This window comes from Aeromonas enteropelogenes (assembly GCF_020097295.1).
GTDB lineage: Bacteria > Pseudomonadota > Gammaproteobacteria > Enterobacterales > Aeromonadaceae > Aeromonas > Aeromonas enteropelogenes.
Genome location: NZ_CP083625.1, coordinates 2,834,279 through 2,860,490 on the forward strand (window position 1 = coordinate 2,834,279; position 26,212 = coordinate 2,860,490).

The following is a 26,212-nucleotide window of genomic DNA, read 5'->3' on the forward strand; positions in this document are numbered from 1 at the left end:
TCAATTTATTTACTATTTCAAAGAAGTTTCTACTGGTCTTACCTGGCTGATTCTCTTTGCTTTTTCATTAACATGATATTTACATTTGAGATGTCACCACTCCCGGTGGCGTTCTCAACGGCAAGGAGCCAGTTATGACCCATGTCGACATCCCTTTCCTTCGTTACCTCGATGCGGAAGGGGGCCAGGTTGCTAACCTGCCGACCTGGCTGGACAAGGCGATACTGCACACCTTTTACCGCAACATGGTGATGGTGCGCAGCTATGACAAGAAAGCGATCGCGCTGCAGCGAACCGGCAAGCTCGGTACATTCCCCTCCCATCTCGGGGCGGAGGCGGTCGGCGTCGGCATTGGTCTTGCCATGCAGCCGCAGGATGTCTATGTGCCCTACTACCGGGATATGCCCACCCTCTATGTGCGGGGCGTGCCCATGGAGAAGAACCTGCAGTATTGGGGAGGGGATGAGAGGGGCAGCTATTTTCTCAGGGCAGACGGCACTCCCTCGGAGGATCTGCCCATCTGCGTTCCTATCGCCACCCAGATCACCCATGCCTGCGGCATTGCCGCCGCGTTCAAGCTGCGCAACCAGCCAAGGGTTGCCGTGGTCACCATCGGCGATGGCGGCACCTCCAAGGGGGACTTTCTGGAGGGGCTGAACTGCGCCGGCGTCTGGCATCTGCCCATGGTCATCATCATCAACAACAATCAGTGGGCCATCTCGGTGCCCCGCAAGTTGCAGTCGAGCGCCCCGACCCTGGCCCAGAAAGGGATCGGGGCCGGAGTGCGCAGCCTGCAGGTCGATGGCAACGATGTGGTCGCTGTCTACGATGCCGCCCGCAGCGCCATCGAGCGGGCTCGCACCGGCAAGGGACCGACCCTGATCGAGGCGGTGAGTTATCGCCTCGGGGATCACACCACCGCCGATGATGCCACCCGCTATCGTGACGGGGCTGAAGTTGAGGCCGCCTGGGCCCGCGAGCCGGTCAAACGGCTGCGCCAGTTCATGCACAGCCAAGGGTGGTGGGATGAACAGCAGGAGCAGGCGTTGCTGGCCGAGGCGAGCCAGGAGGTGGAGCAGGCGGTGGCACGCTACGAGGCGATGCAACCCCAACCACCGGAGGCGCTGCTTGATTATCACTACGCCGAACTGCCCGCCGAGCTGCTGCCCCAGCGCGAGCGGATCATTGCCAAGGGGATGAAGCGGGAGGCTGGCCATGAGTGAGATGAGTCTGCTGGAAGCGGTCAATATGGCCCTTCACTACGAGATGGAACATGACCCCGACGTGGTGGTGCTGGGGGAGGATGTGGGGGTCAATGGCGGGGTATTTCGCGCTACTGTGGGCCTTCGCGACAAGTTCGGTTTCAAGCGGGTGATAGATACGCCACTGGCCGAGGGGCTGATCGCCGGGGTGGCGGTCGGCATGGCGACCCAGGGGCTCAAGCCGGTGGCCGAGTTCCAGTTTCAGGGGTTTATCTTCCCCGGCATGGAGCAGATCATCTGCCAGGCGGCCCGGATGCGCAACCGCACGCGCGGCCGCCTCTCCTGTCCCATCGTTTACCGCTCCCCCTATGGTGCCGGCATCCACTCGCCCGAGCACCACAGCGAGAGCGTCGAGGCGCTGTTTGCCCATATTCCAGGGCTTCGGGTGGTGATCCCCTCCAGCCCGCGGCGCGCCTACGGCCTGCTGCTCTCGGCCATCCGCGATCCGGATCCCGTGATGTTCTTCGAGCCCGATCGCATCTATCGCTCCATGAAGTCCGACGTGGTGGATGATGGCATCGGTCTGCCGCTGGACGTCTGTTTTACCCTGAGGCCCGGGCGAGATATCACGATCGTTGCCTGGGGGGCCTGCGTGCAGGAGGTGATGCGGGCGGCGAACCTGCTGGCCGAGCAGGATATCCAGTGCGAGGTGCTGGATCTGGCCACCATCAAGCCGCTGGACATGGAGACGATCCTGGCTTCGGTGCGCAAGACCGGCCGCCTGCTGGTGGTGCACGAGGCGTGCGGCAGTTTTGGCGTGGGCGCCGAGATCGTGGCGCGAGCGACCGAGCAGGCATTGACCTCCCTCAAGGCACCGCCAAAGCGCCTGACCGGGGTGGATGCGGCCGTGCCCTACTATCGCAACGAAGAGTATTACCTCATCACCGAGCAGGATATCGCGGATGCGGCTCACCAGCTGATGGAGAACTGGTCATGAAATTTTTCAAATTACCGGATCTGGGCGAAGGACTGGCCGAAGCCGAGATTGTTGAGTGGAAGGTGAAGGTCGGCGATACCGTGGCGGTCGATCAGGTGTTGCTCTCGGTCGAAACGGCCAAGGCGCTGGTGGACGTACCCTCGCCGGTGGCGGGGGTGATCGCCCGCCTGTGTGGCGAGGAGGGGGATATCCTCCATATCGGCGCCCCGCTGGTGGAATTTGAAGGGGGCGAGGATGACGGCACAGTAGTGGGCAAGGTGAGCGCCCATCAGCATCATATCGAGGATCACTTCGTGGTGGGGGCCATTGCGCCCGGCGGCACTCTGGTACGAGCCATGCCTGCGGTGCGCCTGCTGGCCCAGAAATTGGGGCTGGATATCGAGCGACTCAAGGGGAGCGGCAACGCCGGCATGGTGACCGAGCAGGATGTGCAGACGGCCTTCGAAGCGATGCAGGGCAGTGGCAACGAATTTCTCAAGGGATCGCGCCGGGCCATGGCCAAGGCGATGGAGATCTCCCATCAGACGGTGGTGCCGGTCAGCATCACCGACGAGGTGGATTTGCGTCACTGGCGAGCCGATGAAGACGTGACGGTACGTCTCATCAAGGCCATCGGCGTGGCCTGTCGTGCCGAGCCCTCCATGAACGCCTGGTTCGATGGTGAGACCCTGTCAAGGCGGCTGTTCAACGAGGTCAATGTGGCCATTGCGGTGGATTCCAGACATGGGCTCTATGTGCCCGTGATGGAGAACGTAGCCGAGCGGGAAGGGGCCGACATCCGCCAAGGGCTGGATCGGATGATAGCCGACGTGAAGGCCCGTGCTGTGCCGCGCGAGATGCTGCAGGGGGCGACCATCACGCTGACCAACTTTGGCGCCATCGCGGGTCGCTACGCCAGCCCCATAGTGACGCCGCCCCAGGTGGCCATCATAGGGGCCGGGAAATTGTTCGAAAAAGTGGTCTTCATTCACGGGGAGGCCAGGCCGGTTCGGGCACTGCCTTTGTCGATGACGTTTGACCACAGAGCCTGCACCGGTGGTGAGGCGGCACGCTTCCTAAAAACCCTGGTACAAGCACTGGAAGCGCCGAGTCTGTAAACGATTGTGCCCTGCTCCCGCAGGGCACAAATTTGTTTGCGTAATCTACAAAGCCACGTATAATCCTATCCAGCTTGAAAGGGCGATAGTTATGTCAATGAATTTGATGTTTTACATCTTTTCCTGTTGTTCATAAGTTAATCCCGTTTTTTGAGCTTTACCCGCTGAAAAGCATAAGTAATTATTTTGAATACAGGTTTAAAGATATGTCTAACATGATCACCGGTACCGTTAAGTTTTTCAACGAAACCAAAGGTTTTGGCTTCATCCAGCAAGAAAACGGCCCGGACGTTTTCGTTCACTTCAGCGCCATTCAAGGTAACGGTTTCCGTACCCTGGCTGAAGGTCAGCGCGTACAGTTCTCTGTGACCCAAGGTCAGAAAGGCCCGCAGGCTGAGAACGTAACTGCTCTGTAATCTTACAGAATTTAAGAAAGCCGTGGTGCCTCAGGTACCACGGCTTTTTGTTTATCTGGAGCCCGTCAGGGCTCAGGACGCGGGTTGAATCATGCTGTTGCCACTGCTGATCCTTGCTACCTCCATGTCGACACCGGAAGTGCCGGTACAAGCTGCCATGCAGGCACAAAGCGTCTGCGGGCAATTTGTGGCTGTGCGTCTGGGCAGTGATCGCCAGCCTGACGAGATACAGGCCCGGCCTCTGCCTGGCAAGGAAGGGGAGTGGCTGGTGGACGGCAAAGTAAAAGGACCCGAAGGTCCTTTGCTGTTTGCCTGTCACCTGCATCAGGGACGGCATTGGAAATTGCTGAATTTTTCGCTCTGGGCACCGCAACCCGTCAAACAGGCTTGAGCGCGACCAGCAGGTGCTGCAGATGCTCCACCATGGTCATGCCAAATGGGGTGAGATAGCCGCCATCTTCCGCGCTGATGAGTCCCTGCTGATGCAGGCGAGCCGCCGCCTGGCACAGCTCCTCGGACATATCGCTGCGCAACTTGATCCCCAGGCTCATGTTGGCTGGATCAAAGCAAGCCAGTATCTTCAACTGGTTTATCACGTCATCCGAAATCTGATCGATACCAATCATGGATCCACTCCTTACGCTAAAGATGTAAGCAAACTAGCATCCCTGTCGCCACTTTAGTGGGCGCTGGCTCAAATTATTGCGCTTTGCAGGGGGCGTATGGGGGGAATGATGTTTTTTTGGTCGTTATCAAGTACTTGGCGTTCGGTTTATCGAAAGGTTTGGGTCGTACAAACATGATAGGATAGGTCACTCCTTTTATATCGGACGGTCCGTCGGCGACTGTTCGCTCGGTTCAAGGTATCGTCCATGGTCAAGATCACTCTGGTATCCCTGCTGCATTCGCTCTCTGCCCGTTTTCCCGTCTATCAGACGTCATTGCTGACATCCCTGCTGGACTCCTGCCAGGGGGAGGTATGGCTGCCCGCTCGCAACGGGAACGATGTCGCCCAGCTGCGCAAACACGCCAAAGGAGCGTCAGCTGGTGAGCTGGTCTCCCTCGATGCGGGCTGGTGCGACTTTGCCACTGGCGCTAGTGGGGCCACGGCAGAGCTCGATGCCCTGGCCAACTATGATGCCGAGATGATGGACAACCTCCTGATGTATTGGCACAGCGCCGCCAAGATCAACAGTCCCATCACCGACAACCTGTTCGAACTGCGCCGCGAGGTGGTGGATGAAGCCCATGGCACCAAGCTGGCGCAGGCCTGGCAACAGCAGCAGCAACAGCGTTTCGAGCAGCTGATGGCCGCGGCGGCCAGTGGCCGTGATCAGCTTTGCTTTGTGGAAGTCGAATCCGCCTACTGGCTGCGCCAGAAGCTGAGCGAAGTGGCTGAGATCGAACTGGTTACCCCCGAACTTTGACGAAATCCCCAGGCAGTTGCCGCTATGTGGCGTGCTTCTGCCCTATTCTTGTGGGCGTCCCAACCCCTCATTCGGTGCCGGGGGCGGCGAGCTGGACAAGCTGACCACAAGATGTGAACATGGCGCCCTTTTATCGAGAGAGAGACTTGGCCGATGAGCTATGAACTGAGCGACACCGAGCGCAATGCCGCGCTGCAACTGAATGCCGACTACCGATACGATCACTTCATCAGCAAGCTGGTCGAGCATGAAGAGCTCTACGTGCTAACCGATGAGCACGGCGTCATGATGCTGACCACCGACGATGAAGACTGCATCCCGGTATGGCCGCATCCCGAGTATGCCAAGGCGTGGGCCGAAGGCGAGTGGGCCGATTGCAAGCCACAGTCCATCACCCTGAAGGTGTGGCTGGAGCGCTGGATCGACGGCATGGAGCAGGACGAGCTGTGTGTTGCCGTGTTCCCGACTCCGGATCAGGAAGGTATCGTGCTGGAGCCGGCCGACGTGGCCGACGCCATCGCCCAGAAGCAGGCCAAGCGCGGCTAAGCGACGGCGACCTGTCCCCGCAACCGGTCAGTTGCAATAACAAGACCCCGCCAATGAGCGGGGTCTTTTGTTGGGGGATAGGGGCGTTCAAGGCTGCAGGTAGGTTTTGTCTATTCGCATGACCGGGGGGAATGTCTGGCCACGCTTGATGGCCGCCTTCGTCTCGGTTTTCAGCGCCTCGTCAATCCACAGCAGACCGCCGTAACTGTAGCCACTGTTGCCCCCGTCCAGGGGCCAATAGAGCAGTTCGCTCTTGGGCGTGGCGGGCACCTTGGGCAGCTTTATCCAGCGCCAGGCCCCTTCCCGGGTATAGGGCACCTGATAGGCGGGCACGAAGCTGGCCAGCTCATAGAGCCGCTGCTGGATCTGCCGTGACAGCGCCGCCTTTTTGGCGAAGTCGAACTCCTTGTCGTACTGCTCCACCAGGGCCGAGATGGCGTCATCATCGATGTTCATGATGTTGTTGGTCTGGGGCTTGTTGGCGTTGACCTTGTGGAAAAACTCCCAATAGGCAGGATAACGGCCACCGCTCCAGGCCATCCAGGCACTCTGGTGTTTCTTCTCCAGCATGGATTTGAATCCGGTCGAGGCATCCATCAGGTTGAGCTCGAGATTGAGCCCCGCCTTTTTCGCCTCTTCGCGCAGCAGGGTCAGGCGCTGGGCATGTTCCGCCGTGGTGTAGGTGATGGTCAGGGTCAGCGGTTGTCCCTTGTTATCCTGCAAGATCCCGTTTGGCCCCGCCTTGCTGAAGCCTGCCTTGGCAAAGTATTCCCGGGCGAGTTTGGGGTCGAAGGGGCGCGCCTTGATCTCGGTATTGGTAAAATCCCCCTGGCCCGAGCCGTAGCTGTTGAGACGCTGATAATCTCCCCGCAGCAGGGTGCTGAGCATCTTGTCGAGGTTGAGGGCGTACTGGATGCCGAGCCGCACGTTGAGATCTCTCAGCAAGGGATCCGCCGTGTTGAGGTAGAGCCCCATGGGAGATTGCGGGGTCTGGTTATAGAACCAGGTCCGCTCGATATAGCCCTTCTCGAACTCGGCCGTTTTGGTCTTGTCGTGCCACCAGTTGGGCATGGTCAGGCCAAAGGTGTCGAGATCGCCGCGCAGAAAGTGCTGCCAGGCGATGTTTTGATCCCGCAGTACCTTGATCTCAATCCTGTCCGGGTTGAAGCGGTGCTGAAAGTAGCGCTCCTCATCTCCCCACCAATCCTTGACTCGCTCCAGAGTGACGGACTTGCCCTTTTTCACCTCGCTGATCCGGTAGGCGCCGGTGACCGGCAAGACCTTCCAGTTGTACTCCTTGACCCAGTTGGCGGTGAGCTTGATGGCGTGGCTCGGTACCGGGGTGAAGGGCAGGGAGTCCAGCAGATCCTGGCGGCTCTTCTCGCTGCCGCTGGTGATGGCCAGGGTATGATCATCAAATTTGGTGACGTCGGTTATCTGGGTGCTGTAGTAGTTGTTGTACCAGGGGTCGTTGATCTCCTTGCTGCGCAGCATCTTGAGGGCGAACAGCCAGTCATCGGCGGTGACCGGCTTGCCGTCCGACCAGCGCGCCTTGGGGTTGATGCGAAAATAGAGGGTCTTGTTGTCGGGGCCGAAGGCCCACTCATTGGCCAGCAGTGGCATGGGATTGCCGGTCAGCGGATGAGTACCGAGCAGAGGCAGGTTGGTCTCCCTGACATAGCCGGCAAAGCCGCCATTGGAGTCGGGTCCGTAGACGCGCAGGGTGAGCGGGAAACTGGTCATGAAAGTGTGGAAGGTGCCGCCCCGTTTGGCCGCCGGATCTCCATAGACGGGATCCGTGTTGTTGCTCTCCCACGTGAGATCGGCCGGCAGGGCGGCGCTCCAGCCAACCTGGCTCCAGCACAGGGTCAGGGTGATGGCGGTGGCGCGGATCAGATAGGGGAGGGTACGCCCCCCGGCGGCGATGGTCGATGGCATATCCTTGCTCTCCAGTTGGCTGCATCCTGCAGGTCACTCATGGGTGACACCACTCCCGATGGGGATTGGGCCATCATGGAAATTTTCCCCTGGCGGGTCAATGGTCAGAGGCAAATAACGCGAAGCAATCAAGGGGTTGGCTGTGGCTTCAACCAGCGCAGCCGTCCCCCCAGCAGGTGCACCACGAAGCCGAGCAGCACCAGGGCCGAGCCCAGCCACTGCAAGGGGGTGGGATGTTCGTCCAGCAACAGGGCGGCGGCCACCATGCCGACGCAGGGCACCAGCAGGGAGAGGGGAGCCACCTGCGCCACCGGGTAGCGCATCAGCAGCCGCCCCCACAGGCCGTAGCCGAGCCAGGTGGCGATCAGCGAGAGGTAAAGCACGCAGAGTACTCCCTGCCAGCTGATGTGTTGCAGGCTGCTCGTGATGCGTTCGGGCCCCTCGAACAACCAGGAGAGGGCGAGAAACGGCACAATGGGCACCAGGCCACCCCAGGCGATGAGGCTCGGCAGGGCGGCTTGATAGCGCAGACCAATCTGGCGATTGATCACGTTGCCAAGGCCCCAGCAGGCTGCGGCGCAGAGGGTCAGGGCAAAGCCGAGCAGGGTCAGGTTACCCGCCCCCTGGGTCGCGATAAGGTAGAGCCCGGCACCTGCCAGCGGCAGGGCAACCCAGTGGTGGGGTTGCCAGCGCTCCCCCAGCCATAACATGGCAAACAACAGGGTGAAGAGCACCTGGGATTGCAGCACCAGGGAGGCCATGCCCGCCGGCATGCCGAATTTCATGGCGCAAAACAGGAAGGCAAACTGGCCCAGGTTGATGGTGCCGCCATAGGTGAGCAACCAGCGCCAGGGGAGAGCGGGTCTTGGTACCAGCAAGATGGCGGGGAAGACAACGCCGATAAAGCGCAGCGCCCCCAGCAGCAATGGCGGGATCCCCTCCAGCCCCCACTTGATCACCACGAAGTTGAGCCCCCAGCAGAGGATGACCAGGGCGGCCAGACATTTATCCTTGATGTGCATCTTGGGTCCTTGTGCGAGAGACGCAGCCTACAGGTGGTCTGTCTGCGGGCGGCGCAAGGGGTTGAGCATACTCCGGGCAGGGTGGCGGGCGTCAAGTCATCCGGCTGCGCGGGACGCAGGGGTTGGCCTGATGAGCGGGCTCAGGCCGTGACGCAGTGCAGGGTGAGGCCGCGCGCCGCGAGCGCCGCCCGCATGGGGGCAGGCAGGGCATCGTCGGTGACCAGCACGCCGATCTCGCCGGGTTTGCCGAGGGGGCTCGGGTGAATGGCGCCAAACTTGCTGCTGTCGGTGATGACCACATTGGTTACTCCCTTGGCCAGCACGCTGTTGACCACGTCGGCCCGCATCATGTCCCGGCTGGTAAATCCCACCTCGGGGTGAAAGCCATCGATCCCGATAAAGGCTTTGGAGAAGTGCACCTGCTCGATGCAAAGGCGGGTCAAAGGCCCCACCACGCTCTCGCTCTGGTGCTGGAACAGGCCGCCGAGCAGCACTACCTGGGCCTGGGTGTCTTTGAGCAGGTGGGCGATATAGCTGCTGATGGTGATGATGGTGACCCGCTTGTGCAGGGCCAGGTGGCGGGCCAATAGGGCGTTGGCGCTGCCCCCCTCGATAAAGACCGTCTCGCCATCTTCCACCAGCTGGGCCGCCCGCTCGGCGAGGCGCTCTTTGAGCAGATAGTTGATGTTCATCCGGGCGTCCGGGTCATCGCTTTCCAGCGCCATGGCCGAGCCATGCACCCGTTTGAGCAGACCCTGTTTTTCCAGGGCGGTGAGATCGTTGCGCACCGTGACTTCCGACACGCCGGTATGTTGCGCCAGCTCGGCGACGCTCATCTTGCGGGCCTGATGGACCAGGGTGAGGATCTGTTGGTGGCGTGGGTTCATGGGGGCTCGCATACAAAAATCTGTGATGGCAGGAGCGCTTGGCGCCTGCCGCTAACATGGGCCCGGCCTCATCGATGTGCCTTGAAGCAGCGACATATGAGCCAGGCGGGCAATCATAACATCTTGCCCTCTGTCCGTGGAGCCGGGATGGCCAGGACAGGGGCATGGTACAGGTGGCGTGCACCTCTGCCAAAAAAGCGGGAGGGCATGGGCCCTCCCGTCCGTTGTCAGAGGCTGTGTTCGGTGCGGGCGATGATGTCGTCCTGGGCATCCGGAGAGAGGGCCGTAAAGAAGGCCGAGTAACCGGCCACCCGCACCACCAGATCCCGGTATTGATCCGGGTTGGCCTTGGCCGCCAGCAGGGTCTCCCGCGAGACGATGTTGTACTGCACGTGCCACCCCTTGTGCACCTCGAAGAAGGTGCGCAGCAGGCTCATCAGCTTGGCCTTGTCCCGTTCGTTCTCAAGGCTCGCCGGGCTCAGCTTCTGGTTGAGCAGCACGCCGCCGAGGATGGCCTGGGTGGGCAGCTTGCCGATGGAGTTGAACACCGCCGTGGGGCCGAGGCGATCCGAACCCGACGCAGGGCTTGCCCCCTCCGCCAGCGGGGTGCGGGCATGACGGCCATCCGGGGTGGCCATGGTGGCTGCGCCAAAGGGGACGTTGGCCGAGATGGAAGAGGTGCCGGCATAGTAGGTGCCGCCGATGGGGCCGCGGCCGAAACGGGTGTTGTGCAACCCCTTGAGCTCGTCGATGTAGCTCTGGTAGGCCTGTACCAGCAGCAGATCCACCTCGTCCAGATCGTTGCCGTATTTGGGGGCCGCGTTGGTGAGGCGCTGGCGCAGCTGCTCGCCGGCGAGCCCCGCAAAGTCCTGTTCCAGCGCATTGGCCAGCTCGCGTTGATCCACCATGCCCTGTTCGAACACCAGTTTCTTCAGCGCCGCCAGGCTGTTGCCCAGATTCGCGATCCCCACCTGCAGGCCGGAGACCCAGTCATAGACTGCCCCCCCCTCCTTGATGGTCTTGCCGCGCTCGATGCAGTCATCCACCAGGGTGCTGCAGAGGATGTCGTGAGCTTGCGCTTCCAGCACGCTGTCGACCACGCAGTCGATCTCGATGGACTTGCGGGTGAAATAGCGTACCTGCTCGTCCCAGCGGGCCATCACCTCGTCAAAGTTGCTGAATGATCCTTCCCGCAGCGACTGCGACTGGGGCAGGAAGATCTTGCCCGTGGTGGCATCGCGGCCGCCATCCAGCGCCGCCAGCAGGATGCGGGCGAAGTTGATGAAGCTCATGCCGGTGCAGCGATAGCCCCATTTGCCGGGCACTGCGGTCTCGATGCAGCCGATGGCGGCGTAGTTGTGGGCATCCTCCACGCTCACGCCGAGCTTGATGAATTCGGGGATCACCACCTCGTCGTTGTTGAAGGCGGGCATGCCAAAGCCGCAGCGGATCACCTGGATGCAGGCATCGAGGAAATCCTCGCTCATGCCGGCATGGTAGCGCACCGAGAGGTTGGGCTGGGTGGAGCGCAACTGGCCGCAGGACTCCAGAATCGCGTAGGAGAGGCCGTTGACCGCGTCATGAGCCTGGCCATCTCGCCAGATCTGGCCGCCAATCGTCACGTTCTGATAGAGCGGGCTGCCGGCGGAGGCCTTGGAGTGGGTGCCGGAACGGATCTTGTTCACCTCCAGCAGTTTCAGCCAGCAGCCCTGCAGCAGCTCGATGGCGTGCTCGCGCGGCAGGGATTCTGACAGCTCCACTTCGCGGCGATACCAGGGGTAGAGGTACTGGTCCATCCGGCCAAACGAGACCGAGTGGCCGTTGGATTCGATCTGCAGGATGAGCTGGATAAAGTAGCAAAGCTGCAGTGCCTGCCAGAAGGTCTCGGGAGGCTGGTGGGCGATATGGGCGCAGTTGAGCGATATGCTCTGCAGTTCGTCACGGCGCTCGGCGCACAATTCCTGCTCCGCCATGCCGCGAGCCAGGGTCGCGTAGCGCTCGATGTGGTTGCCTACTGCATCGAGGGTGATGGCAACGGCCTGCAAAAACTGCTCGCGCTGCAGATCCGCCCAGTCAGCCAGATCGAGCCGGCTGCGCCGCTCGGCGACCTTGACCTTGAATCCATCAAGCCCCAGGGTGAGCAGCTCCTCGTAGTTGACCGCGAGGTGGGCATCCCCCGAAGTCATGTTGCCCTCGGCCTTGATGATGCCGCTCTCCAGCAGTCCCTTCTGTTCATCGGTAAAGAGGCCGTAGCAGCGATCCTGTACCGTCTGGCCGCGCCAGAAGGGGGTGAGGGCGTGGATTGCCTCCTTGTCCTCTTCGCTCACCGCAAAGCCGGCACCGGGTCTGTCTGCCAGCTCGTCGATCTCCTTCTCAATCCAGCTGACCGTGTACTCGGGAAAGAGCGGTGCGGCGCGCACCTGGCTTGCCTGGTTGCCGACGATGAGCTCGTCGTGCTTGATCCAGATGGTGCGCTCCTTGAGATGGTGGGCCAGCGCCAGGGCGCGGCGTACCGGCAGCGGCCGGGCGAGATGGGCCTGGTAGGCTTGCGTGTAGTGACGGGCCCGCTCGGTGCAGACCGGCGGCTGGACTATGTGGATCAGGCTCTCCTTGTGGGCGCGGATCCGTGGGGTGAGGGTGGTGAGGTCGAGCTGAGTCATGATCTTATCCTCTGGTTGGTCTGTGTCTGCGTCATGGTGGTGTGCCTATCCCCGGGTGATGGGGGTCAGCCCCCGTTGCCGGGCGCAATCATGGGCAAAGGTGAGCAATTCGGGTGCATCCAGGGGTTGGCTGGGGGCCTGATAGGGCTGATCCAGCAGGGCATATTTGCCCATTCCCATGGTGTGGTAGGGGAGAAAGTGGATCTCCTGCACGCTGCCAAGGCTCGCGGCGGTGTCGACGATGGCCGCGATGCTGGCCTCGTCGGCGTTGAAACCGGGAATGAGTGGCACCCGGATCTGCATGGGAATACCGGTTTCGGCGAGGCGTTTGAGGTTATCCTGCACCCGTGCCACCTTGCCGTGGGTCCACTCGAAGAAACGCGCCTGCTCGACGTGTTTGAGATCGGCCAGTATCAAATCCAGGTGGGGGAGGCTCGGCTCAATCTGGTGCCAGGGTACGTGCAGGCAGGTTTCCACCGCGGTATGCAATCCCTCCTGTTTGCAGCGGGCCAGCAGGGCGGCTGCGAAGTCGGGCTGCATAAAGGGCTCGCCACCGGAGAGGGTGACCCCGCCGCCGCTGCGCTCGAAGAAGGGGCGATCCCGCAAGATGGTAGCCATGAGGCTTTCCAGACTCTCTTCCCGGCCGCACACCTGCAGCGCCTCGCTTGGGCAGAGCTCGCGCAGTCGCTCTACGCCCTGCTTAGCGAGGGCGGCACGATTCAGCTGAATGCCCCGGGTGTCACGCAAGATTGCCGGACAGGCCTGGCTGCAGAGCTGGCATCCCTCGATGCATTGGCGCCGGTCGAGTAGGATGTCCGGTCTGGGAGAGCGGCTTTCCGGGTTTTGACACCAGCGACAGGCAAGGGAACACCCCTTGAGAAACACCAGGGTGCGAATGCCGGGGCCATCGTGAGTCGAGTAACGTTGCAGGTCGAAAATCATACCGCCTCCTTTTGTTTTTATTTTATTTGCTTTCGTTCGAAAGTTGATTTGATTTTGATCAAGAGTTTTGTGGATGTTTTATCGCTAGAATGACGGCAGATTGAACACCTCAACCTAAAGGAGTCAGAGATGGAGTTGTATCTCGATACCGCCGATGTGGCCGCGGTGCGCCGCTGGTCACGGATCCTGCCGCTGGCTGGCGTCACCACCAATCCTTCCATCACCGCTGCCGGTGGCATGCCGCTGCCCGAGTTGCTGCCCGCTCTGCGCGAGGTGCTGGGGCCCAAGGGGCGGCTGTTTGCCCAGGTGATGGCCAAGAGCGAGACCGAGATGGTGCGCGAGGCGTTTGCGTTGCGGGAGCTGGATCGGGATCTGGTGGTCAAGATCCCGGTTTGCGAAGAGGGGTTAGCCGCCATCAAGACCCTGACGGCCAATGGGGTGCCGACCCTGGGGACTGCCGTCTATACCCCGCTGCAGGGTTGGCTGGCGGCGGTGGCCGGGGCCGAGTACGTGGCGCCCTATGTCAACCGGCTGGATGCCCAGGGGGGCGATGGCATCGCCACTGTGCAGGAGCTGCAGCAACTGCTGGCGCTGCACGCCCCCAAGAGCAAGGTGCTGGCGGCTTCCTTCCGCACCCCGCGTCAGGCGCTTGACTGCCTGCTGGCGGGGTGCCAGTCCATCACTCTGCCGCTCGACGTGGCGGAACAACTGCTCAATGTGCCGGCAGTGGACGCGGCGCTGGTCAAATTTGATCAGGATTGGCAGCGCGCCTTCGGCCGCTGAATTGAAAAGGAGTGACGGGGGAGGGGACGTGTCGCCGGCCGACTAGACTGGAAGAAGGTGGCCAATCTGGATGGCCACCATCGGGTTTGTCGGAGGTATCCCATGAGCGATCATCTGCTTCTCCCCCATGGCGAGGATCTGCGCCGGGCGGTGCGCTGGCTCAGCGAGCATCACGAATACGATATCGCCGCGATTGAAGAGGTCAGCTTGCGCTTTGATCTCTCGCCGCTGGATGAGGAGTTTCTGATCCAGCACTGGCTCGGCAGCCAGCGCCAGTCCTGACAAGCCGGGGGAATGTCAGAAGAAGTTGGCGAGGTTGATGCCGTACTCTTTCGGATCAACCGTGCTTTCGATGCTCTCCTGCACGTTGCTTTTGGCCAGATCCAGCCACTGCACCTCGAGGTAGTGGCGCTGGGTGGCATGATAGATCACCTTGACCACCGGCTTGAGCGGCTGCTGTTCGTTGCGCTGCATCACGATGGCCAGCCGCTGGTTCGAGAGCATGACCAGGGTACCCACCGGATAGACTCCCATGCATTTGATGAACTTGGTGACCAGCTCGGCATCAAAGTGCTGGTTGATTCCCTTGAGCAGGATGCGAAACGCCTGGGTCGGCTGCATGCCGGTTTTATAAACCCGATCAGCGGTAATGGCATCGTACACATCGACGATGCAGCTCATGCGGGTATGGAGGGAGAGTTGATCCCCCTTCAGCTTGCGGGGATAGCCGCTGCCATCGAGCCGCTCGTGGTGATTGGCGGCCACCTCCAGCATGGTGGCCGTGATGCCCTTGGTATTTTTCAGGATGCCGTAGCTGTGCACCACGTGCTGGCGCATGATGGCGAACTCTTCGTCGGTTAATTTCCCCGGTTTGTGCAGCACCTCGTCCGGGGTCATGATCTTGCCCACGTCGTGCAGCAGCCCCCCCAGGGTCAACTCCTTCAAAACGCTGCGCTCCAGCCCCAGATAGCGGCCAAAGTTGGCCAGCAGGATGGCCACGTTCATGGAGTGTTCCATCAGGTAGGCATCCTTGGCGCGGATGCGAGCCAGGCAGAGCATGGCATCACCGTGAGTGAACATGGTGTCTACCATCTCCTCGGCTACTTCGGCGAGGGGGGTGATGTCGATGGGTTCACCAGCCTTGAGATGGCGGATGAACTTGCCCTGCAGTTCGCGGGCCTCCTGATAGAGGCGACGGATCTTCAGCTCCCGTCCTTCACCGCTGCCGCGAAGATGGCGCTCGCCGTGGGTGGTACTGGTGCCGGGGTCCGGCACAGCAAGGGCGTCGCTGTCGGCACTGCCCAGTTTGCTGCGGGCCAGATCGATACGCACCGTCAGTACCCCCAGTTGAATCAGATGGTCGATTTGTGCCTGGTTGCTCACCAGTCCCATCTGGGCAATCTCCATCCCGCCTGTCTGACTGGCGATGGCGATGACATACATGCCGGGTTTGAGTTTGTTGACGGGAATGACGGGATAGGATGCTTGAGACTTCATGGTGCTTCCTGACTTTTATTATTATGGGGTCGTGCCAATGAACCGCACCGTTGCAGTGTACCATCGGATAATGGCTTCGTCACAATTGCGCGCGCCTTAACGGTGGCGTTGTCGCCCCTGCCCGATATAATGACGCCCCTTTCGTTGTTGGACTCCGAGGTTGTGAATGCGGCTTGATAAATTTATTTGCGATTGTTCCGATTTGACCCGCTCGCTCGCGGGCAAACTGATCCGCCAGGGAGAGGTGATGGTGGACGGGATTGTGGTCAAGCAGCCCGCCTTCCACATCAATGAGCAGAGCCAGATTGAGTTCGACGGTGTCACCCTGACCCTGGATCGGCGCAACCGCTACTTCATGCTGCACAAGCCGGAAGGCTATGTCTGTTCCAACGACGACCCGGATCATCCGACCGTGTTCTTCCTGATGGATGAACCCGCCATGGGCAAGCTGCACGTGGTGGGCCGACTCGATCTCGATACTACAGGCCTTGTGCTGGTGACCGACGATGGTCAATGGTCTCATCGCATCACCTCGCCGCGTCACGAGTGTGCCAAGACCTATCACGTCTGGTTGGCCGATCCGGTGAGCCCGGATGCCATCGCGCTGTTTGCCGAAGGGGTGTTGCTGCGCAGCGAGACCGAGAAAACCCGCCCTGCCCAGCTGGAAATTCTGGGTGAGTGCGAGGCACGTCTGACCATCCACGAAGGCAAGTACCATCAGGTGAAGCGGATGTTTGCCGCCATCGGCAACAAGGTGATCGGCCTGCACCGGGAGCGAGTTGGCGGCCTGCAACTGGATGATGACCTGGCTCCCGGTGAATACCGTGAATTGACTGCCGACGAGATCGCCCGGTTCTGATCCCGCCGCGTCAAGTCTCGGGCGTCAGAGCGTACTGACGCCCAGCACCAGCGCCGTGCCCAAGGTGGCCAGCAGGGCGCCGCCCCAGGCAGCCGCAGAGGGGCGCTCCCCCGAGTGCCACCAGAGCAGCGGCAACAGGATGACAGGGGTGGTGGAGGAGAGAATGGCGACCATGCCGACCTCTCCTTCACGCAATGCCACCAAGATCAAGGTCATCCCGAGGGCCATCGCCAGAAAGCCGTTGACGGCGATCATGCCGAGGATCCGCGGCGTGACGGGTTTGAGGGGCATGGCCAGGGGCAGGCGCACCAGCCGCAGGGCGCAGTGGGCCAGCAGAGCGCTGCCCATCCTGATCCCGGAGGCACTCACGGCGTCCACCTCGCCACTCATCATTACCGGCTTGGCTATGATGGCCCCCACGCTCTGGCAGAGGGCGGCAGTCAGGCCAAGGCCAATGCCCACGGCCAGGCTGCCGCGGATCTGCTCCCATGCGCTGCTCGAACGTCGCCCGAACAAGATCGCCAGCATCACCCCGCTAAATACCAGCAAGGCCCCCAGCAGTCGCCAGCCGGTGAGCTGCTCGTTGAACAGCCACAGGCCAAGCAGGGCGGAGAAGAGCGCATGGCAGGAGAACAGCAGACCGCTACGTCTGGGGCCCAGCCGGTTCATGCAGGCGAACAGGGCGGTATCCCCGATGAAGATGCCGACCAGCCCGGAGAGTGCCAGCAAGGGGAGGGTGGAGGTCGACAGCGTCTGCCAGCCACCGGTGAAGAGACTCATGGTGCCGAGCATCAAGGTGACCAGGAACATGCGCCAGCGGCTGTAGGCAAATGCTCCCAGATGGCGGGCCGGTGTGACCGAAATCAGGGCGGCCACTGCCCACAAACTGGCCGAAGCGAGGGCCAGCCATTCATACCCCATAAAAAACTCCTGAAAAAATTAACCCGAAAGACTCCATCTCTCGGGCAAGCCCGATACAATACGGGGCGTTTTCGGGGATAACAAGGGCGGCATCAGGCATTCATCAGGCGCGCCGTCGGCCTTCCCCCCAGCAAGTGGTTTATTCGAGGTTGTTGTAATGCGGTATGGTTTTTCCCCCGGGCTGGCACGACGCTGGCTCTCTCCCTTCCTGATTGGTGTGTTGAGCGGACCGCTGGCACACGCTACCCCGGTTGAGCAGCAGACTCAGCTTTCCGACAGACAGACCCTGGTCAAGGGCAATGGCGCCGAACCCGAATCACTCGACCCTGCCCAGGTGCGCTCCGGCTTTCCCGGCGAAGTGGTGCTGGTGGATTTGTTCGAGGGGCTGGTCAATGAAGATGGCCAGGGCAGGATAGTGCCCGCCCAGGCCCAGCGCTGGGAGACCAGTGACGATGGTCTGGTGTGGCGCTTCTTCCTGCGCCCTCAGCTCAAGTGGTCCAACGGCGAGCCGCTGGTCGCCCGGGATTTTGTCTACGCCTGGCGGCGGTTGCTGGATCCGGCGCAAGGTTCCCCTTCCGCGGGCCTTTTGCTGGCGACCGGCATCAACAATGCCCAGTCCATCTACGCCGGCGCGCTTGAGCCCGACATGCTGGGGGTGGAGGCGGAGAGCGATCAGATCCTCAAAGTGACGCTGGAACGTCCCGTGCCCTACTTCCTGCAGCTCATCAGCCAGCGCCCCTTCGTGCCGGTCAACGAGAAGGCCATCGCCAGCTTTGGCAAGCAGTGGACCCAGCCTGGCAAGCTGGTCAGTAACGGCGCCTACAAGCTGGAGAGCTGGGCGCCCAACGAGCGGCTCGAGGCGCAGCGCAATCCCCACTATTGGGATGATGCCCATACCCGCATCCAGCGAGTGATCTATCTGCCGCTCGCCTCCCAGCATGCGGAGCGGTTGCGCTATGAAGCGGGGGAGATCCAGCTCACCAACAAGGTGGCGCTGGAGTATTACCAGAAGATCAAGCAGGCTACCCCCGAGCGGATCTGGGGTCTGCCGCTGCTGGGTACTTATCTCTATACCTTCAACCTGCGCCGCCCTGAGCTGCAGGATGTACGGGTGCGCCAGGCGCTCTCTATGGCCATCGATCGCACTCTGTTGACCGACAAGGTGAGCGGCCAGGGCGAGCAGCCTGCCTGGTCCCTGCTACCCGAGATGCCGGGGTATGACGCCCTGCATCCGGCGCAGGCGTCACAGGATCTGCCGAGCCGGCTGACCAAAGCCGTCGAGCTGCTGGCCGAGGCGGGTTACAGCAGCGCCCATCCCCTCAAGCTGACCCTGACTTACAACACTTCGGAGAACCACAAGAAGCTGGCTCTGGCGGTCGCCGCCATGTGGAAGCCGTTGGGGGTGGAGGTGACACTCAACAACATGGAGTGGGCGGCCTATCAGGTGGCGAAGGACAGCGGTGACTTCATGGTGGCGCGCTCCTTCCTGTTCGGTGATTACGTGGAGCCTTCCGCCATGCTCAACAGCTTCCGCTGCCAGGACGTGCGCAACGAGAGCGGTTACTGCAATCCCGACTTTGATCTTTTGCTGGAGCAGGCGGCCAATACCCTGGATGCGTCGAGCCGGCGCGCGCTCTATCAGCATGCCGAACAGTTGCTGATCGACGAGGTGCCCGTCATTCCCGTCTACCACTACAATCAGATGCGTCTGGTCGATCCCGCCTTGCGCGGATTGCCGAGCCAGAATCTGAAGGGGGCGATTGCCACCAAGGATCTCTATTTCAGCCCGCAGTGAGGAGCATTTCATGAAACTTGCCATTATTTCCGACATCCACGGCAGTATCATCGCCCTGGAGCGGGTGCTGACCCAGCTCGAGCCTTGGCAGCCGGATCACTATCTGCTGCTGGGGGATCTGCTCAACCATGGGCCGCGCAATCCGGTACCGGAAGGGTATAACCCGGCCGCGGTTGCCGATCGGCTCAACGGCCTGGCACCGCAGATCTTGGCCGTCAGAGGCAACTGTGATTCGGAAGTGGATCAGATGCTGTTGCGTTTTCCCATTACCGCCCCCTACAACCAGTTGCTGGTCGATGAGCGGCGCTGGTTTGTCAGCCACGGTCATCTTTATCATCCCGATGACATCGCCTTGCCGGCGGGCAGTCTGTTTCTGAGCGGCCATACCCATGTGCCCGTGCTGGAGTGGCAGGGGGAGCGCATCTTGATGAATCCGGGGTCTATCTGTTTTCCGCGCGGCGACTTGCCGGCCAGTTATGGCCGTTATGACGCTGGCGTACTGACGGTCAACGCCTGTACGGACGGAAGGGAATTGCTGAGACTGGTGCTCTAGCCGAGCGGGAGAAATGCAAAAGGCCTGATGGGGAGATCAGGCCTTGATGCCGTAGGAGCGGGTCCCGGAGCGGGTATTGCCCTTGGCGTCATAGGTTAGGCTGTTGCGATCGCGCAGTTGGCTCAAGAAGCCGGCGAGGCGGCGATTCGATACGATGCTGAGCTCGAGCAGGCGACCATTGATGTCATTCTGGCTCTGGCAGGCATCCAGTTTTTCCCGCAGCTGTACCATCTGGTCTGGATAGGCAGCCAGCTGCTGTGCCAGATCAGGCAAGGCTGCCAGGGTCTTGTCCAGCGCCTCGATGGCGCCCAGCAGCTGTTGTTTGCGCTCGCTCAGCTCAGGCAGGGCCAGTGCCTGGTGCTGTTTGAGCAGGTTGAACTCTTCTTCCAGAATGCCTTGCATCCGGGTGAGGTAGTCATCCTGAGTGTGCAGTAACGAAGGCAGGTCCATCATCCCAGCATCTTGTCCAGGTTGGTTTCGAAGCTGAACATCTTGCGGGCAACCGCTTCGTTGTTGACTTGGTACTCGCCACTGGCGACGGCCTTTTTCAGGCGCTCGACTTTGCTCTCATTGCCGGTCGAGGCGGCATTGAGGTTTTGTTGCATCTTTTGCAATTGCTGGGCCTCGTTGGTCAGGGAGACAGAATCCTGTCTGACCGCCGTGGACTTGCTGTCGGGGGAAGAGGCAACCGATTTGCTGCCTGTTCCCTGGCTGTTACCGGTATTTTGCAACCGATTGTTCGCCAAGTTGTTGATATTGTTGATGGCCATTTTGATTACCTTCGTCTGCTTTAAGGTTCGCTTACCTGTTTATCGGTACGCCAGGTCAGAACTTTAGAAAAAAGTTGTCGACGATCCGGATATTAGAAAGTGACCGTGACGGCACCCACTGCGCTGACCTTTCCCTGCACGGTTTTACCGGAGCGAATGTTGACGAGCCTGATGATCTCTCCGAAGCTGCCATCTTGCAAGGCTCGGGCCATTGTTTTGATTTCAAAGTGGTTATTTTCTGCGGTCAGGGTGACCTGATCCCCTTTGCACACCACGCAGACCTGGCTTAACCGGACGGGTTGCCCCGGCTTGAGTTCCCGCTTGCTGCGCACCCCTATGAGGGCCGCGGTGTCACTGAGGTAGTCGCCCCGGATCAGGGTCTGATCCAGATAGGCCAGTACCAGCTGGCTTTCGGTCAGCAGATCCCCCTTTGCAACCGGGTTGGCGACGGTGACATAGGGTTTCTGGATGCTCACCCGCACAGGTAAATAGACATCCCAGGGTTTGTCTTCCTCGCACTTCATGTAAACTGTTGTATTACGGCGAATTTCCATTTTTGCCGGGAGGGAGATGGTCAGGCTGTCTTCACAACGGGTCAGCGGTAGACGCTCATCCAGAGTCGCTGCAGTGACCTCCGTCCTGGCATCAAGCGGCACAGCCAGTTGCTCGTAGACGAATTCTTGCGCTCTTTCTTGCAGGTAGTCCGTGACGTCCGACGCGTAGCTGGAGGAGATGCTGCCGAAAAAAAGGCTGATGAGTAAAAGTCGATTAATCATTTTCGCTCGTTGGTCGATAAGTTATCCACGCATATCACCAAATTAACTATGATTGCTTCAGGATTTGTTCGTTTCTACATCGATAGTCTGACGCAATCCATTACGCATGCATGAACAGTGCCAAGCGTTTTTAGGGAGTGTTTATGGCCAGTATTCTGGACTCGGTCAACCAACGCACCCAGCTAGTGGGGCAAAACCGGCTGGAGTTGTTGTTGTTTCGTCTCAATGGTCGTCAAAGATTTGGCATCAACGTATTCAAAGTACGTGAAGTGCTGCAGTGTCCCCCTCTGACCGTGATGCCCAAATTGAATTCCTGCATTCGCGGGGTCGCCCACATTCGTGGCCAGACCATTTCGGTCATCGATCTGAGCATGGCGATGGGCAAACGTCCCATCGAAGATCTGAGCAAGTGTTTTATCATCATTTCCGAATACAACCGCTCCATTCAAGGGTTTCTGGTGCACTCGGTCGAGCGCATCATCAACATGAACTGGGAGTCCATTCTGCCGCCCCCCAAAGGTGCGGGTCGTATCAACTACATGACGGCCGTCACCGAGGTGGATGGGGAGCTGGTCGAGATACTGGATGTAGAGCGCATCCTGAACGAGATCTCCCCTGTCTCAACCGAAGTGAGCCAAGAGTTGGTGGAAGCTAGCGTTGAACACCCGACATTGGGTCGTCCCGTACTGGTGGCCGATGACTCCTCTGTTGCTCGCAAGCAGGTTCAGCGTGCGCTGCAGGCTATCGGAGTGGAGTGCGTGCTGGCCAAAGATGGTCGGGATGCACTGAACATGTTGCTGGAGATGGCCAAAAATGGCCCGATCAAGGATCAGATTGCACTGGTCATTTCGGATATAGAGATGCCGGAAATGGATGGTTATACCTTCACGGCTGAAATCCGGAATAATCCCAACCTCAAGGATTTGCATGTTATTCTGCATACATCCCTCAGCGGAGTATTCAACCAGGCAATGGTGCAGAAAGTCGGTGCGAACAATTTTATTGCCAAGTTCCAGCCTGATGAATTGGCCAAGGCCGTACAAAATGCACTCTGATAAAAGAAGAACAGCTGCATGAAGACACTTTCGGACGACTTATACAAACAGTTCAGCAATTTTCTGGCGATACAGAGCGGGATTGTGCTGGGCGATAACAAACAGTATCTGGTGAAGAGCCGTCTTTCACCCTTGATGGCTCAGTTTGGCATTGAGAGTCTGTCTGATCTGGTTACCCGTGCAATGAGTGTGCGAGAGCGTGACCTGAAAATGGCGGTAGTGGATGCCATGACCACCAACGAAACCCTCTGGTTTCGCGATACCTACCCCTTTCAGCTGTTGACCGACAAGATCTTTCCCGAACTGGGCAAGAGTGGCCGCCCTATCAAAATCTGGTCTGCGGCCTCTTCATCCGGACAGGAACCCTACTCGATAGCCATGACGGCGCTGGAGCAGCAGATGAAAAAGCCGGGCACCCTGCCGGGCGGCGTTCAGATCGTGGGAACCGATATTTCGACTACCATGCTTAACCAGTGCAAGGAAGGGGTGTATGACAGCCTGGCGCTGGCGCGCGGCCTCTCTCCCGAGCGCAAGAAGATGTTTTTCGAGCCCTGTGGCGACAACAAGATGCGGGTGGTCGAGCGAGTCAGAAAATTGACCACCTTCAGACCGCTCAACCTGCTGGAGAGCTACAGCCTGCTCGGCAAATTTGACATTATTTTCTGCCGCAACGTACTCATCTACTTTGCGCCGGAAGTGAAGTCGAAGATCCTTAACCAGTTTGCTACCAGCCTTAACCCGGGTGGTTACCTGATGTTGGGAGCGTCTGAATCACTGGCCGGGCTGACCGACCGGTTCGAGATGATCCGCTGCAATCCGGGGATTGTCTACAAGGTCAAATAAGCCTTGGGGCCATGCCATCCAAGGGTTTGCGGGATCCTCTCGCATCATATGAATCATCAATGAGGGAAGCGACAGCTTCCCTCATTTTTTTATCTGACTGTACCTGTCTGTGCTTGATCGTGACTGACAGTATGCCTGCCTCTTTGAGCGACCCACCGCCAAGCCGGGGATTGTCTGTCCGGGCATTCTATTGATATGAAACTTTTCTGGCATAGCTCTTGCTAATGAATACTCCAAGCAGGAGGTGTGCTATGGCTATTTCATTCGACAAGGCATTCGGGGTTCATCAATACACCCTGAGCGTGCGTGCCAAACGGGCAGAAGTGCTGTCCAGCAACATTGCCAACGCGGATACCCCGGGTTTCAAGGCCAGGGATCTCAATTTCGCTCAAGCGTTGCAGGAAGCCCAGCATCAACAGGGGTTTGGATTGGCGACCACCAGTGAAAAGCACTTTGCCCTGAATATGGATGCGCCGGGAACCGTGCAGTACCGCAACCCGCTGCAACCTGATACCGGTGATGGCAACACGGTGGATGTGCAGCAGGAGCGCAGCGAGTTTTTGCGAAATAGCCTTGAATATCAAACCTCCCTCGAATTCATGAATGGCAAGATCAGCGGCCTGCTCAAGGCCCTGAAAGGAGATCAGTGATGAGTTTGTTCAAGGTCTTTGACATAGCAGGCTCGGCCATGAGTGCCCAATCGGTACGACTCAACACTGTGGCCAGCAATATGGCCAACGCAGACAGTGTCAGTTCGAGTGTGGAGGCAACTTACCATGCCAGGCGGCCAATTTTTGCCGCCCAGCTTGACCAGGCCATGTCGGATAAACAGGGGTCAGTCGGCGTTGAGGTGAAGGGGATAGTCGAGAGCAAGGCTCCCCTGCTCAAAGAGTACAACCCCAACCATCCCATGGCGGACAAAGACGGCTTCATCTTCAAGCCCAACGTCAACATGGTGGAAGAGATGGCTGACATGATCAACGCCTCGCGCAGTTACCAGACCAACGTTCAGGTTGCAGATTCGGCCAAGAAGATGCTGCAGCAGACGTTGAACCTGGGCAAATCTTGATAGGAGTGCTGTCACATGGTTGATATCACCAATACGCTGGGCGGGGTCAGTACGACAAGCCAGACATCGGGCACGAGCACGACCCCGAAGAAAGAGCTGGATCAGGCGTCATTCCTGAAACTGCTCACCATGCAGCTCTCTTATCAGGATCCGTTCAAACCGGTGGATAACGCCCAGACGCTGTCGCAGATGACCTCCATGTCGACGTCTGATGCCATCAACCAGCTGTCGACCCAGATGGGGAGCCTCAACGACCTGATGACCTCCAGCCAAGCGTTGCAGGCGTCGTCTCTGGTAGGGCAGAGCGTCCTTATTCCCTCGGATACCGGTTATCTCGATACAGATGGCCAGGTTTCCGGTGTGGCGGCAGTCGGCGGGCAAAAGCTTTCCAACCTCAAGATCACGGTCGAGGATGAAAAGGGTCAGGTCATCAAGGACTTCGTCATCAATGGTGAGCAGCAGGGCAACGTGCCGTTCACCTGGGATGGTACCGACAAGGATGGCAAGCCTGCTCCAGCCGGCAAATACAAGTTCAAAGTCAGTGGTACCGATGCCAGTGGCAAATCGGAGAGCATACCTGCACTAACTTACGGCCAGGTAGAGAGTGTGACCCTGGGGAGCTCGGCTTCTCCCACCAGGGTACAACTCAAAGGGCTTGGGTCCATCATGCTGACGGATATTCTGGAGATCTCCGGCACCAAGAGCAAACCTGAAACAACCCCTACGCAATCAACTACACCTAATTCCTCAGCAGTGATTTAAGGAGCTGAACATGTCATTTAACAACGCTTTAAGTGGTGTCAACGCGGCACAGAAAGACCTTAACGTCACCGCTAACAACATCGCCAACGTCAACACTACCGGCTTCAAGGAATCACGTGCCGAGTTTGCTGACGTCTATGCCAACTCCATCTTCGTCAACGCCAAGACCCAGGTCGGCAACGGCGTGGCAACCGGTGCGGTGGCGCAGCAGTTTCACCAAGGGGCGCTGCAGTTCACCAACAACTCGCTGGACCTGGCCATCCAGGGTAACGGTTTCTTCGTGACCTCAGACGGGCTGACCAACCTGGATCGCACCTACACTCGTGCCGGGGCTTTCAAGCTCAACGAAAACAGCTACATGGTCAATAACCAGGGCCACTATCTGCAAGGCTACGAGATCAACGATGACGGTACCCCCAAGGCGGTGAGCATCAATGCGACCAAGCCGATCCAGATTCCGGATCGGGCCGGTGAGCCGGTTCAGACCAGCAAGATAGAAGCGAGCTTCAACCTGCCTTCAACCGCGACCCCGCTGCCGGCGGGTGGTACGGCAGCCGTGCCTCCAGCCATTCCGGCGGATGCGTCGACCTTTGATCCGAAAGATTCGAAAACCTACTCATCCTCGACCTCGGTGGTGGTTTACGACTCGCTGGGTGAACCCCATACCATCACCCAGTACTTCATCAAGGAGGCCGATCCGGCCGATCTGACCAAACCAGCGGATCCCACCTCTTGGCGCATGTACCTGTATGAAGGGGACAAACCCATCGACATCGCCGGTGGCTCAGCCCCGACCATGGCGGCAGGCCTGAGCCAGGCCCCGTTGGGTGCCCGTATCCAGTTCGGCGCCGATGGCAAGATGATCACCCCGACCAGCCCTGCCGTCATCACGACCGAAGCGCTGGGTGCCGGTGGTGCCGGTATCATCACCAACGGTGCCGATCCGACCCAGCAGGTGGAGATCAAGCTGGGCACCATCACCCAATATGCCTCGCCGTTCGAAGTCAACAAGTTGACACAGGATGGCTCTACCGTCGGTCGCCTGACCAAGGTCGAAATCACTCCGGATGGCATCGTCTCCGCCACCTACAGCAACGCGACCACGGTCAAGGTCGCCATGGTGGCCATGGCCAAGTTTGCCAACTCCCAGGGGCTGACTCAGGTGGGGGACACCTCCTGGCGTCAATCCCTGCTCTCCGGCGATGCGTTGCCCGGTACGCCCAACTCGGGTACCTTCGGTAGCATCAAGTCGTCGGCACTGGAGCAGTCCAACGTCGACCTGACCAACGAGCTGGTGGACCTTATCACAGCGCAGCGCAACTTCCAGGCCAACTCCCGTTCGCTGGAAGTCAACAGCTCACTGCAGCAGACCATATTGCAGATCCGCTGATCTCT

The 26,212-nt window shown here is 59.6% G+C and carries 29 protein-coding genes; 18 read left to right on the forward strand and 11 right to left on the reverse strand.

The window, feature by feature from the left end:
- Nucleotides 1-134 precede the first annotated feature (134 nt).
- The 5 genes from pdhA (at nucleotide 135) to LA321_RS13375 (ending at nucleotide 4,103) form a co-directional block, all read left to right on the forward strand.
- Nucleotides 135-1,223 carry a pyruvate dehydrogenase (acetyl-transferring) E1 component subunit alpha gene (pdhA, locus tag LA321_RS13355; RefSeq protein WP_042071995.1) on the forward strand — a complete coding sequence of 363 codons (1,089 nt, stop codon included), beginning with the start codon at nucleotides 135-137 and terminating at the stop codon, nucleotides 1,221-1,223.
- Complete coding sequence (locus LA321_RS13360; RefSeq protein ID WP_042071993.1) at nucleotides 1,216-2,199, forward strand: alpha-ketoacid dehydrogenase subunit beta; 984 nt, start codon at nucleotides 1,216-1,218, stop codon at nucleotides 2,197-2,199. Before pdhA ends, LA321_RS13360 begins: the two co-directional genes overlap by 8 nt.
- The gene (locus LA321_RS13365) at nucleotides 2,196-3,296 is read left to right on the forward strand and encodes a dihydrolipoamide acetyltransferase family protein (RefSeq protein ID WP_042071992.1); all 1,101 of its coding nucleotides are present in this window, start codon (nucleotides 2,196-2,198) and stop codon (nucleotides 3,294-3,296) included. Before LA321_RS13360 ends, LA321_RS13365 begins: the two co-directional genes overlap by 4 nt.
- A gap of 206 nt (nucleotides 3,297-3,502) precedes the next feature.
- Nucleotides 3,503-3,712, forward strand: coding sequence for a cold-shock protein (locus tag LA321_RS13370; protein WP_005302803.1), 210 nt, complete (start codon nucleotides 3,503-3,505; stop codon nucleotides 3,710-3,712).
- Between the two features lie 91 nt (nucleotides 3,713-3,803).
- On the forward strand, nucleotides 3,804-4,103 hold the full coding sequence (locus LA321_RS13375) for a hypothetical protein (protein ID WP_042071991.1): 300 nt from the start codon (nucleotides 3,804-3,806) through the stop codon (nucleotides 4,101-4,103).
- On the opposite strand, the gene LA321_RS13380 is transcribed toward LA321_RS13375, so the two are convergent.
- Entirely contained in the window at nucleotides 4,090-4,338 is a 249-nt protein-coding gene (locus tag LA321_RS13380) for a TIGR02647 family protein (RefSeq protein WP_026457400.1), read from the reverse strand. The two genes, LA321_RS13375 and LA321_RS13380, sit on opposite strands and share 14 nt — an antisense overlap.
- Before the next feature lie 246 nt (nucleotides 4,339-4,584).
- Between LA321_RS13380 and LA321_RS13385 the strand changes: the two genes are divergently transcribed.
- Both LA321_RS13385 and LA321_RS13390 read left to right on the forward strand, forming a co-directional pair.
- Nucleotides 4,585-5,139 carry a hypothetical protein gene (locus tag LA321_RS13385; protein ID WP_026457401.1) on the forward strand — a complete coding sequence of 185 codons (555 nt, stop codon included), beginning with the start codon at nucleotides 4,585-4,587 and terminating at the stop codon, nucleotides 5,137-5,139.
- A 153-nt stretch (nucleotides 5,140-5,292) separates the two neighbouring features.
- Complete coding sequence (locus LA321_RS13390) at nucleotides 5,293-5,685, forward strand: DUF2750 domain-containing protein (protein ID WP_026457402.1); 393 nt, start codon at nucleotides 5,293-5,295, stop codon at nucleotides 5,683-5,685.
- Nucleotides 5,686-5,772: 87 nt separating this feature from the next.
- On the opposite strand, the gene LA321_RS13395 is transcribed toward LA321_RS13390, so the two are convergent.
- From LA321_RS13395 to LA321_RS13415, 5 genes are all read right to left on the reverse strand, one after another.
- A complete protein-coding gene (locus LA321_RS13395; RefSeq protein WP_042071990.1) occupies nucleotides 5,773-7,623 on the reverse strand; it encodes an extracellular solute-binding protein in 1,851 nt (616 codons plus the stop codon).
- A 128-nt stretch (nucleotides 7,624-7,751) separates the two neighbouring features.
- Entirely contained in the window at nucleotides 7,752-8,645 is an 894-nt protein-coding gene (locus tag LA321_RS13400; RefSeq protein WP_042071988.1) for an EamA family transporter, read from the reverse strand.
- Between the two features lie 140 nt (nucleotides 8,646-8,785).
- Nucleotides 8,786-9,532 carry a DeoR/GlpR family DNA-binding transcription regulator gene (locus LA321_RS13405; RefSeq protein WP_042072396.1) on the reverse strand — a complete coding sequence of 249 codons (747 nt, stop codon included), beginning with the start codon at nucleotides 9,530-9,532 and terminating at the stop codon, nucleotides 8,786-8,788.
- Between the two features lie 227 nt (nucleotides 9,533-9,759).
- Entirely contained in the window at nucleotides 9,760-12,192 is a 2,433-nt protein-coding gene (locus LA321_RS13410) for a formate C-acetyltransferase/glycerol dehydratase family glycyl radical enzyme (protein WP_042071987.1), read from the reverse strand.
- A 45-nt stretch (nucleotides 12,193-12,237) separates the two neighbouring features.
- Nucleotides 12,238-13,134, reverse strand: a complete 897-nt coding sequence (locus LA321_RS13415; protein ID WP_042071986.1) for a glycyl-radical enzyme activating protein — start codon at nucleotides 13,132-13,134, stop codon at nucleotides 12,238-12,240.
- A 129-nt stretch (nucleotides 13,135-13,263) separates the two neighbouring features.
- On the opposite strand from LA321_RS13415, the gene fsa reads away from it, so the two are divergent.
- Both fsa and LA321_RS13425 read left to right on the forward strand, forming a co-directional pair.
- On the forward strand, nucleotides 13,264-13,917 hold the full coding sequence (gene fsa / locus LA321_RS13420; RefSeq protein WP_042071985.1) for a fructose-6-phosphate aldolase: 654 nt from the start codon (nucleotides 13,264-13,266) through the stop codon (nucleotides 13,915-13,917).
- Between the two features lie 102 nt (nucleotides 13,918-14,019).
- The gene (locus tag LA321_RS13425; RefSeq protein WP_026457583.1) at nucleotides 14,020-14,199 is read left to right on the forward strand and encodes a hypothetical protein; all 180 of its coding nucleotides are present in this window, start codon (nucleotides 14,020-14,022) and stop codon (nucleotides 14,197-14,199) included.
- A gap of 15 nt (nucleotides 14,200-14,214) precedes the next feature.
- On the opposite strand, the gene LA321_RS13430 is transcribed toward LA321_RS13425, so the two are convergent.
- The gene (locus LA321_RS13430) at nucleotides 14,215-15,414 is read right to left on the reverse strand and encodes an HD-GYP domain-containing protein (RefSeq protein ID WP_042071984.1); all 1,200 of its coding nucleotides are present in this window, start codon (nucleotides 15,412-15,414) and stop codon (nucleotides 14,215-14,217) included.
- A gap of 166 nt (nucleotides 15,415-15,580) precedes the next feature.
- On the opposite strand from LA321_RS13430, the gene rsuA reads away from it, so the two are divergent.
- On the forward strand, nucleotides 15,581-16,273 hold the full coding sequence (gene rsuA, locus LA321_RS13435; protein ID WP_042071983.1) for a 16S rRNA pseudouridine(516) synthase RsuA: 693 nt from the start codon (nucleotides 15,581-15,583) through the stop codon (nucleotides 16,271-16,273).
- A gap of 24 nt (nucleotides 16,274-16,297) precedes the next feature.
- Here rsuA and LA321_RS13440 read toward each other — a convergent pair whose 3' ends face one another.
- Complete coding sequence (locus tag LA321_RS13440) at nucleotides 16,298-17,194, reverse strand: DMT family transporter (RefSeq protein WP_042025434.1); 897 nt, start codon at nucleotides 17,192-17,194, stop codon at nucleotides 16,298-16,300.
- A 157-nt stretch (nucleotides 17,195-17,351) separates the two neighbouring features.
- Between LA321_RS13440 and LA321_RS13445 the strand changes: the two genes are divergently transcribed.
- Nucleotides 17,352-18,989, forward strand: coding sequence for a peptide ABC transporter substrate-binding protein (locus LA321_RS13445; RefSeq protein ID WP_042071982.1), 1,638 nt, complete (start codon nucleotides 17,352-17,354; stop codon nucleotides 18,987-18,989).
- A gap of 10 nt (nucleotides 18,990-18,999) precedes the next feature.
- Nucleotides 19,000-19,542 (forward strand): phosphodiesterase, encoded by a 543-nt coding sequence (gene yfcE / locus LA321_RS13450; RefSeq protein ID WP_026457622.1) that lies wholly within the window; start codon nucleotides 19,000-19,002, stop codon nucleotides 19,540-19,542.
- Between the two features lie 36 nt (nucleotides 19,543-19,578).
- Here the strand turns inward: yfcE and LA321_RS13455 are convergent, their stop codons facing one another.
- The 3 genes from LA321_RS13455 to flgA all read right to left on the reverse strand — a co-directional run bounded on the left by LA321_RS13455 (nucleotide 19,579) and on the right by flgA (nucleotide 21,088).
- Nucleotides 19,579-19,995, reverse strand: coding sequence for a flagella synthesis protein FlgN (locus LA321_RS13455; protein ID WP_042071981.1), 417 nt, complete (start codon nucleotides 19,993-19,995; stop codon nucleotides 19,579-19,581).
- Nucleotides 19,992-20,312, reverse strand: a complete 321-nt coding sequence (flgM, locus tag LA321_RS13460) for a flagellar biosynthesis anti-sigma factor FlgM (RefSeq protein WP_026457620.1) — start codon at nucleotides 20,310-20,312, stop codon at nucleotides 19,992-19,994. The genes LA321_RS13455 and flgM overlap by 4 nt, the downstream gene beginning before the upstream one ends.
- A gap of 92 nt (nucleotides 20,313-20,404) precedes the next feature.
- Complete coding sequence (gene flgA / locus LA321_RS13465) at nucleotides 20,405-21,088, reverse strand: flagellar basal body P-ring formation chaperone FlgA (protein ID WP_082043422.1); 684 nt, start codon at nucleotides 21,086-21,088, stop codon at nucleotides 20,405-20,407.
- Between the two features lie 143 nt (nucleotides 21,089-21,231).
- Between flgA and LA321_RS13470 the strand changes: the two genes are divergently transcribed.
- The 6 genes from LA321_RS13470 to flgE all read left to right on the forward strand — a co-directional run bounded on the left by LA321_RS13470 (nucleotide 21,232) and on the right by flgE (nucleotide 26,207).
- The gene (locus LA321_RS13470; RefSeq protein ID WP_042025439.1) at nucleotides 21,232-22,143 is read left to right on the forward strand and encodes a chemotaxis protein CheV; all 912 of its coding nucleotides are present in this window, start codon (nucleotides 21,232-21,234) and stop codon (nucleotides 22,141-22,143) included.
- Between the two features lie 18 nt (nucleotides 22,144-22,161).
- On the forward strand, nucleotides 22,162-22,986 hold the full coding sequence (locus LA321_RS13475) for a CheR family methyltransferase (protein WP_026456457.1): 825 nt from the start codon (nucleotides 22,162-22,164) through the stop codon (nucleotides 22,984-22,986).
- A 251-nt stretch (nucleotides 22,987-23,237) separates the two neighbouring features.
- Entirely contained in the window at nucleotides 23,238-23,636 is a 399-nt protein-coding gene (gene flgB, locus LA321_RS13480; RefSeq protein ID WP_026456458.1) for a flagellar basal body rod protein FlgB, read from the forward strand.
- Nucleotides 23,636-24,055, forward strand: coding sequence for a flagellar basal body rod protein FlgC (flgC, locus tag LA321_RS13485; protein ID WP_026456459.1), 420 nt, complete (start codon nucleotides 23,636-23,638; stop codon nucleotides 24,053-24,055). Before flgB ends, flgC begins: the two co-directional genes overlap by 1 nt.
- A 15-nt stretch (nucleotides 24,056-24,070) precedes the next feature.
- Entirely contained in the window at nucleotides 24,071-24,817 is a 747-nt protein-coding gene (locus tag LA321_RS13490) for a flagellar hook assembly protein FlgD (protein ID WP_042071979.1), read from the forward strand.
- 10 nt (nucleotides 24,818-24,827) lie between these two features.
- Nucleotides 24,828-26,207 carry a flagellar hook protein FlgE gene (flgE, locus tag LA321_RS13495; RefSeq protein WP_042071978.1) on the forward strand — a complete coding sequence of 460 codons (1,380 nt, stop codon included), beginning with the start codon at nucleotides 24,828-24,830 and terminating at the stop codon, nucleotides 26,205-26,207.
- Nucleotides 26,208-26,212 lie beyond the last annotated feature (5 nt).

What these genes read in the sequence shown, in the direction of transcription:
- pdhA (WP_042071995.1), top strand. Translation starts at nt 135, where the DNA reads ATGACCCATGTCGACATCCCTTTCCTTCGTTACCTCGATGCGGAAGGG.
- LA321_RS13360 (WP_042071993.1), top strand. Translation starts at nt 1,216, where the DNA reads ATGAGTGAGATGAGTCTGCTGGAAGCGGTCAATATGGCCCTTCACTAC.
- LA321_RS13365 (WP_042071992.1), top strand. Translation starts at nt 2,196, where the DNA reads ATGAAATTTTTCAAATTACCGGATCTGGGCGAAGGACTGGCCGAAGCC.
- LA321_RS13370 (WP_005302803.1), top strand. Translation starts at nt 3,503, where the DNA reads ATGTCTAACATGATCACCGGTACCGTTAAGTTTTTCAACGAAACCAAA.
- LA321_RS13375 (WP_042071991.1), top strand. Translation starts at nt 3,804, where the DNA reads ATGCTGTTGCCACTGCTGATCCTTGCTACCTCCATGTCGACACCGGAA.
- LA321_RS13380 (WP_026457400.1), bottom strand. Translation starts at nt 4,338, where the DNA reads ATGATTGGTATCGATCAGATTTCGGATGACGTGATAAACCAGTTGAAG.
- LA321_RS13385 (WP_026457401.1), top strand. Translation starts at nt 4,585, where the DNA reads ATGGTCAAGATCACTCTGGTATCCCTGCTGCATTCGCTCTCTGCCCGT.
- LA321_RS13390 (WP_026457402.1), top strand. Translation starts at nt 5,293, where the DNA reads ATGAGCTATGAACTGAGCGACACCGAGCGCAATGCCGCGCTGCAACTG.
- LA321_RS13395 (WP_042071990.1), bottom strand. Translation starts at nt 7,623, where the DNA reads ATGCCATCGACCATCGCCGCCGGGGGGCGTACCCTCCCCTATCTGATC.
- LA321_RS13400 (WP_042071988.1), bottom strand. Translation starts at nt 8,645, where the DNA reads ATGCACATCAAGGATAAATGTCTGGCCGCCCTGGTCATCCTCTGCTGG.
- LA321_RS13405 (WP_042072396.1), bottom strand. Translation starts at nt 9,532, where the DNA reads ATGAACCCACGCCACCAACAGATCCTCACCCTGGTCCATCAGGCCCGC.
- LA321_RS13410 (WP_042071987.1), bottom strand. Translation starts at nt 12,192, where the DNA reads ATGACTCAGCTCGACCTCACCACCCTCACCCCACGGATCCGCGCCCAC.
- LA321_RS13415 (WP_042071986.1), bottom strand. Translation starts at nt 13,134, where the DNA reads ATGATTTTCGACCTGCAACGTTACTCGACTCACGATGGCCCCGGCATT.
- fsa (WP_042071985.1), top strand. Translation starts at nt 13,264, where the DNA reads ATGGAGTTGTATCTCGATACCGCCGATGTGGCCGCGGTGCGCCGCTGG.
- LA321_RS13425 (WP_026457583.1), top strand. Translation starts at nt 14,020, where the DNA reads ATGAGCGATCATCTGCTTCTCCCCCATGGCGAGGATCTGCGCCGGGCG.
- LA321_RS13430 (WP_042071984.1), bottom strand. Translation starts at nt 15,414, where the DNA reads ATGAAGTCTCAAGCATCCTATCCCGTCATTCCCGTCAACAAACTCAAA.
- rsuA (WP_042071983.1), top strand. Translation starts at nt 15,581, where the DNA reads ATGCGGCTTGATAAATTTATTTGCGATTGTTCCGATTTGACCCGCTCG.
- LA321_RS13440 (WP_042025434.1), bottom strand. Translation starts at nt 17,194, where the DNA reads ATGGGGTATGAATGGCTGGCCCTCGCTTCGGCCAGTTTGTGGGCAGTG.
- LA321_RS13445 (WP_042071982.1), top strand. Translation starts at nt 17,352, where the DNA reads ATGCGGTATGGTTTTTCCCCCGGGCTGGCACGACGCTGGCTCTCTCCC.
- yfcE (WP_026457622.1), top strand. Translation starts at nt 19,000, where the DNA reads ATGAAACTTGCCATTATTTCCGACATCCACGGCAGTATCATCGCCCTG.
- LA321_RS13455 (WP_042071981.1), bottom strand. Translation starts at nt 19,995, where the DNA reads ATGATGGACCTGCCTTCGTTACTGCACACTCAGGATGACTACCTCACC.
- flgM (WP_026457620.1), bottom strand. Translation starts at nt 20,312, where the DNA reads ATGGCCATCAACAATATCAACAACTTGGCGAACAATCGGTTGCAAAAT.
- flgA (WP_082043422.1), bottom strand. Translation starts at nt 21,088, where the DNA reads ATGATTAATCGACTTTTACTCATCAGCCTTTTTTTCGGCAGCATCTCC.
- LA321_RS13470 (WP_042025439.1), top strand. Translation starts at nt 21,232, where the DNA reads ATGGCCAGTATTCTGGACTCGGTCAACCAACGCACCCAGCTAGTGGGG.
- LA321_RS13475 (WP_026456457.1), top strand. Translation starts at nt 22,162, where the DNA reads ATGAAGACACTTTCGGACGACTTATACAAACAGTTCAGCAATTTTCTG.
- flgB (WP_026456458.1), top strand. Translation starts at nt 23,238, where the DNA reads ATGGCTATTTCATTCGACAAGGCATTCGGGGTTCATCAATACACCCTG.
- flgC (WP_026456459.1), top strand. Translation starts at nt 23,636, where the DNA reads ATGAGTTTGTTCAAGGTCTTTGACATAGCAGGCTCGGCCATGAGTGCC.
- LA321_RS13490 (WP_042071979.1), top strand. Translation starts at nt 24,071, where the DNA reads ATGGTTGATATCACCAATACGCTGGGCGGGGTCAGTACGACAAGCCAG.
- flgE (WP_042071978.1), top strand. Translation starts at nt 24,828, where the DNA reads ATGTCATTTAACAACGCTTTAAGTGGTGTCAACGCGGCACAGAAAGAC.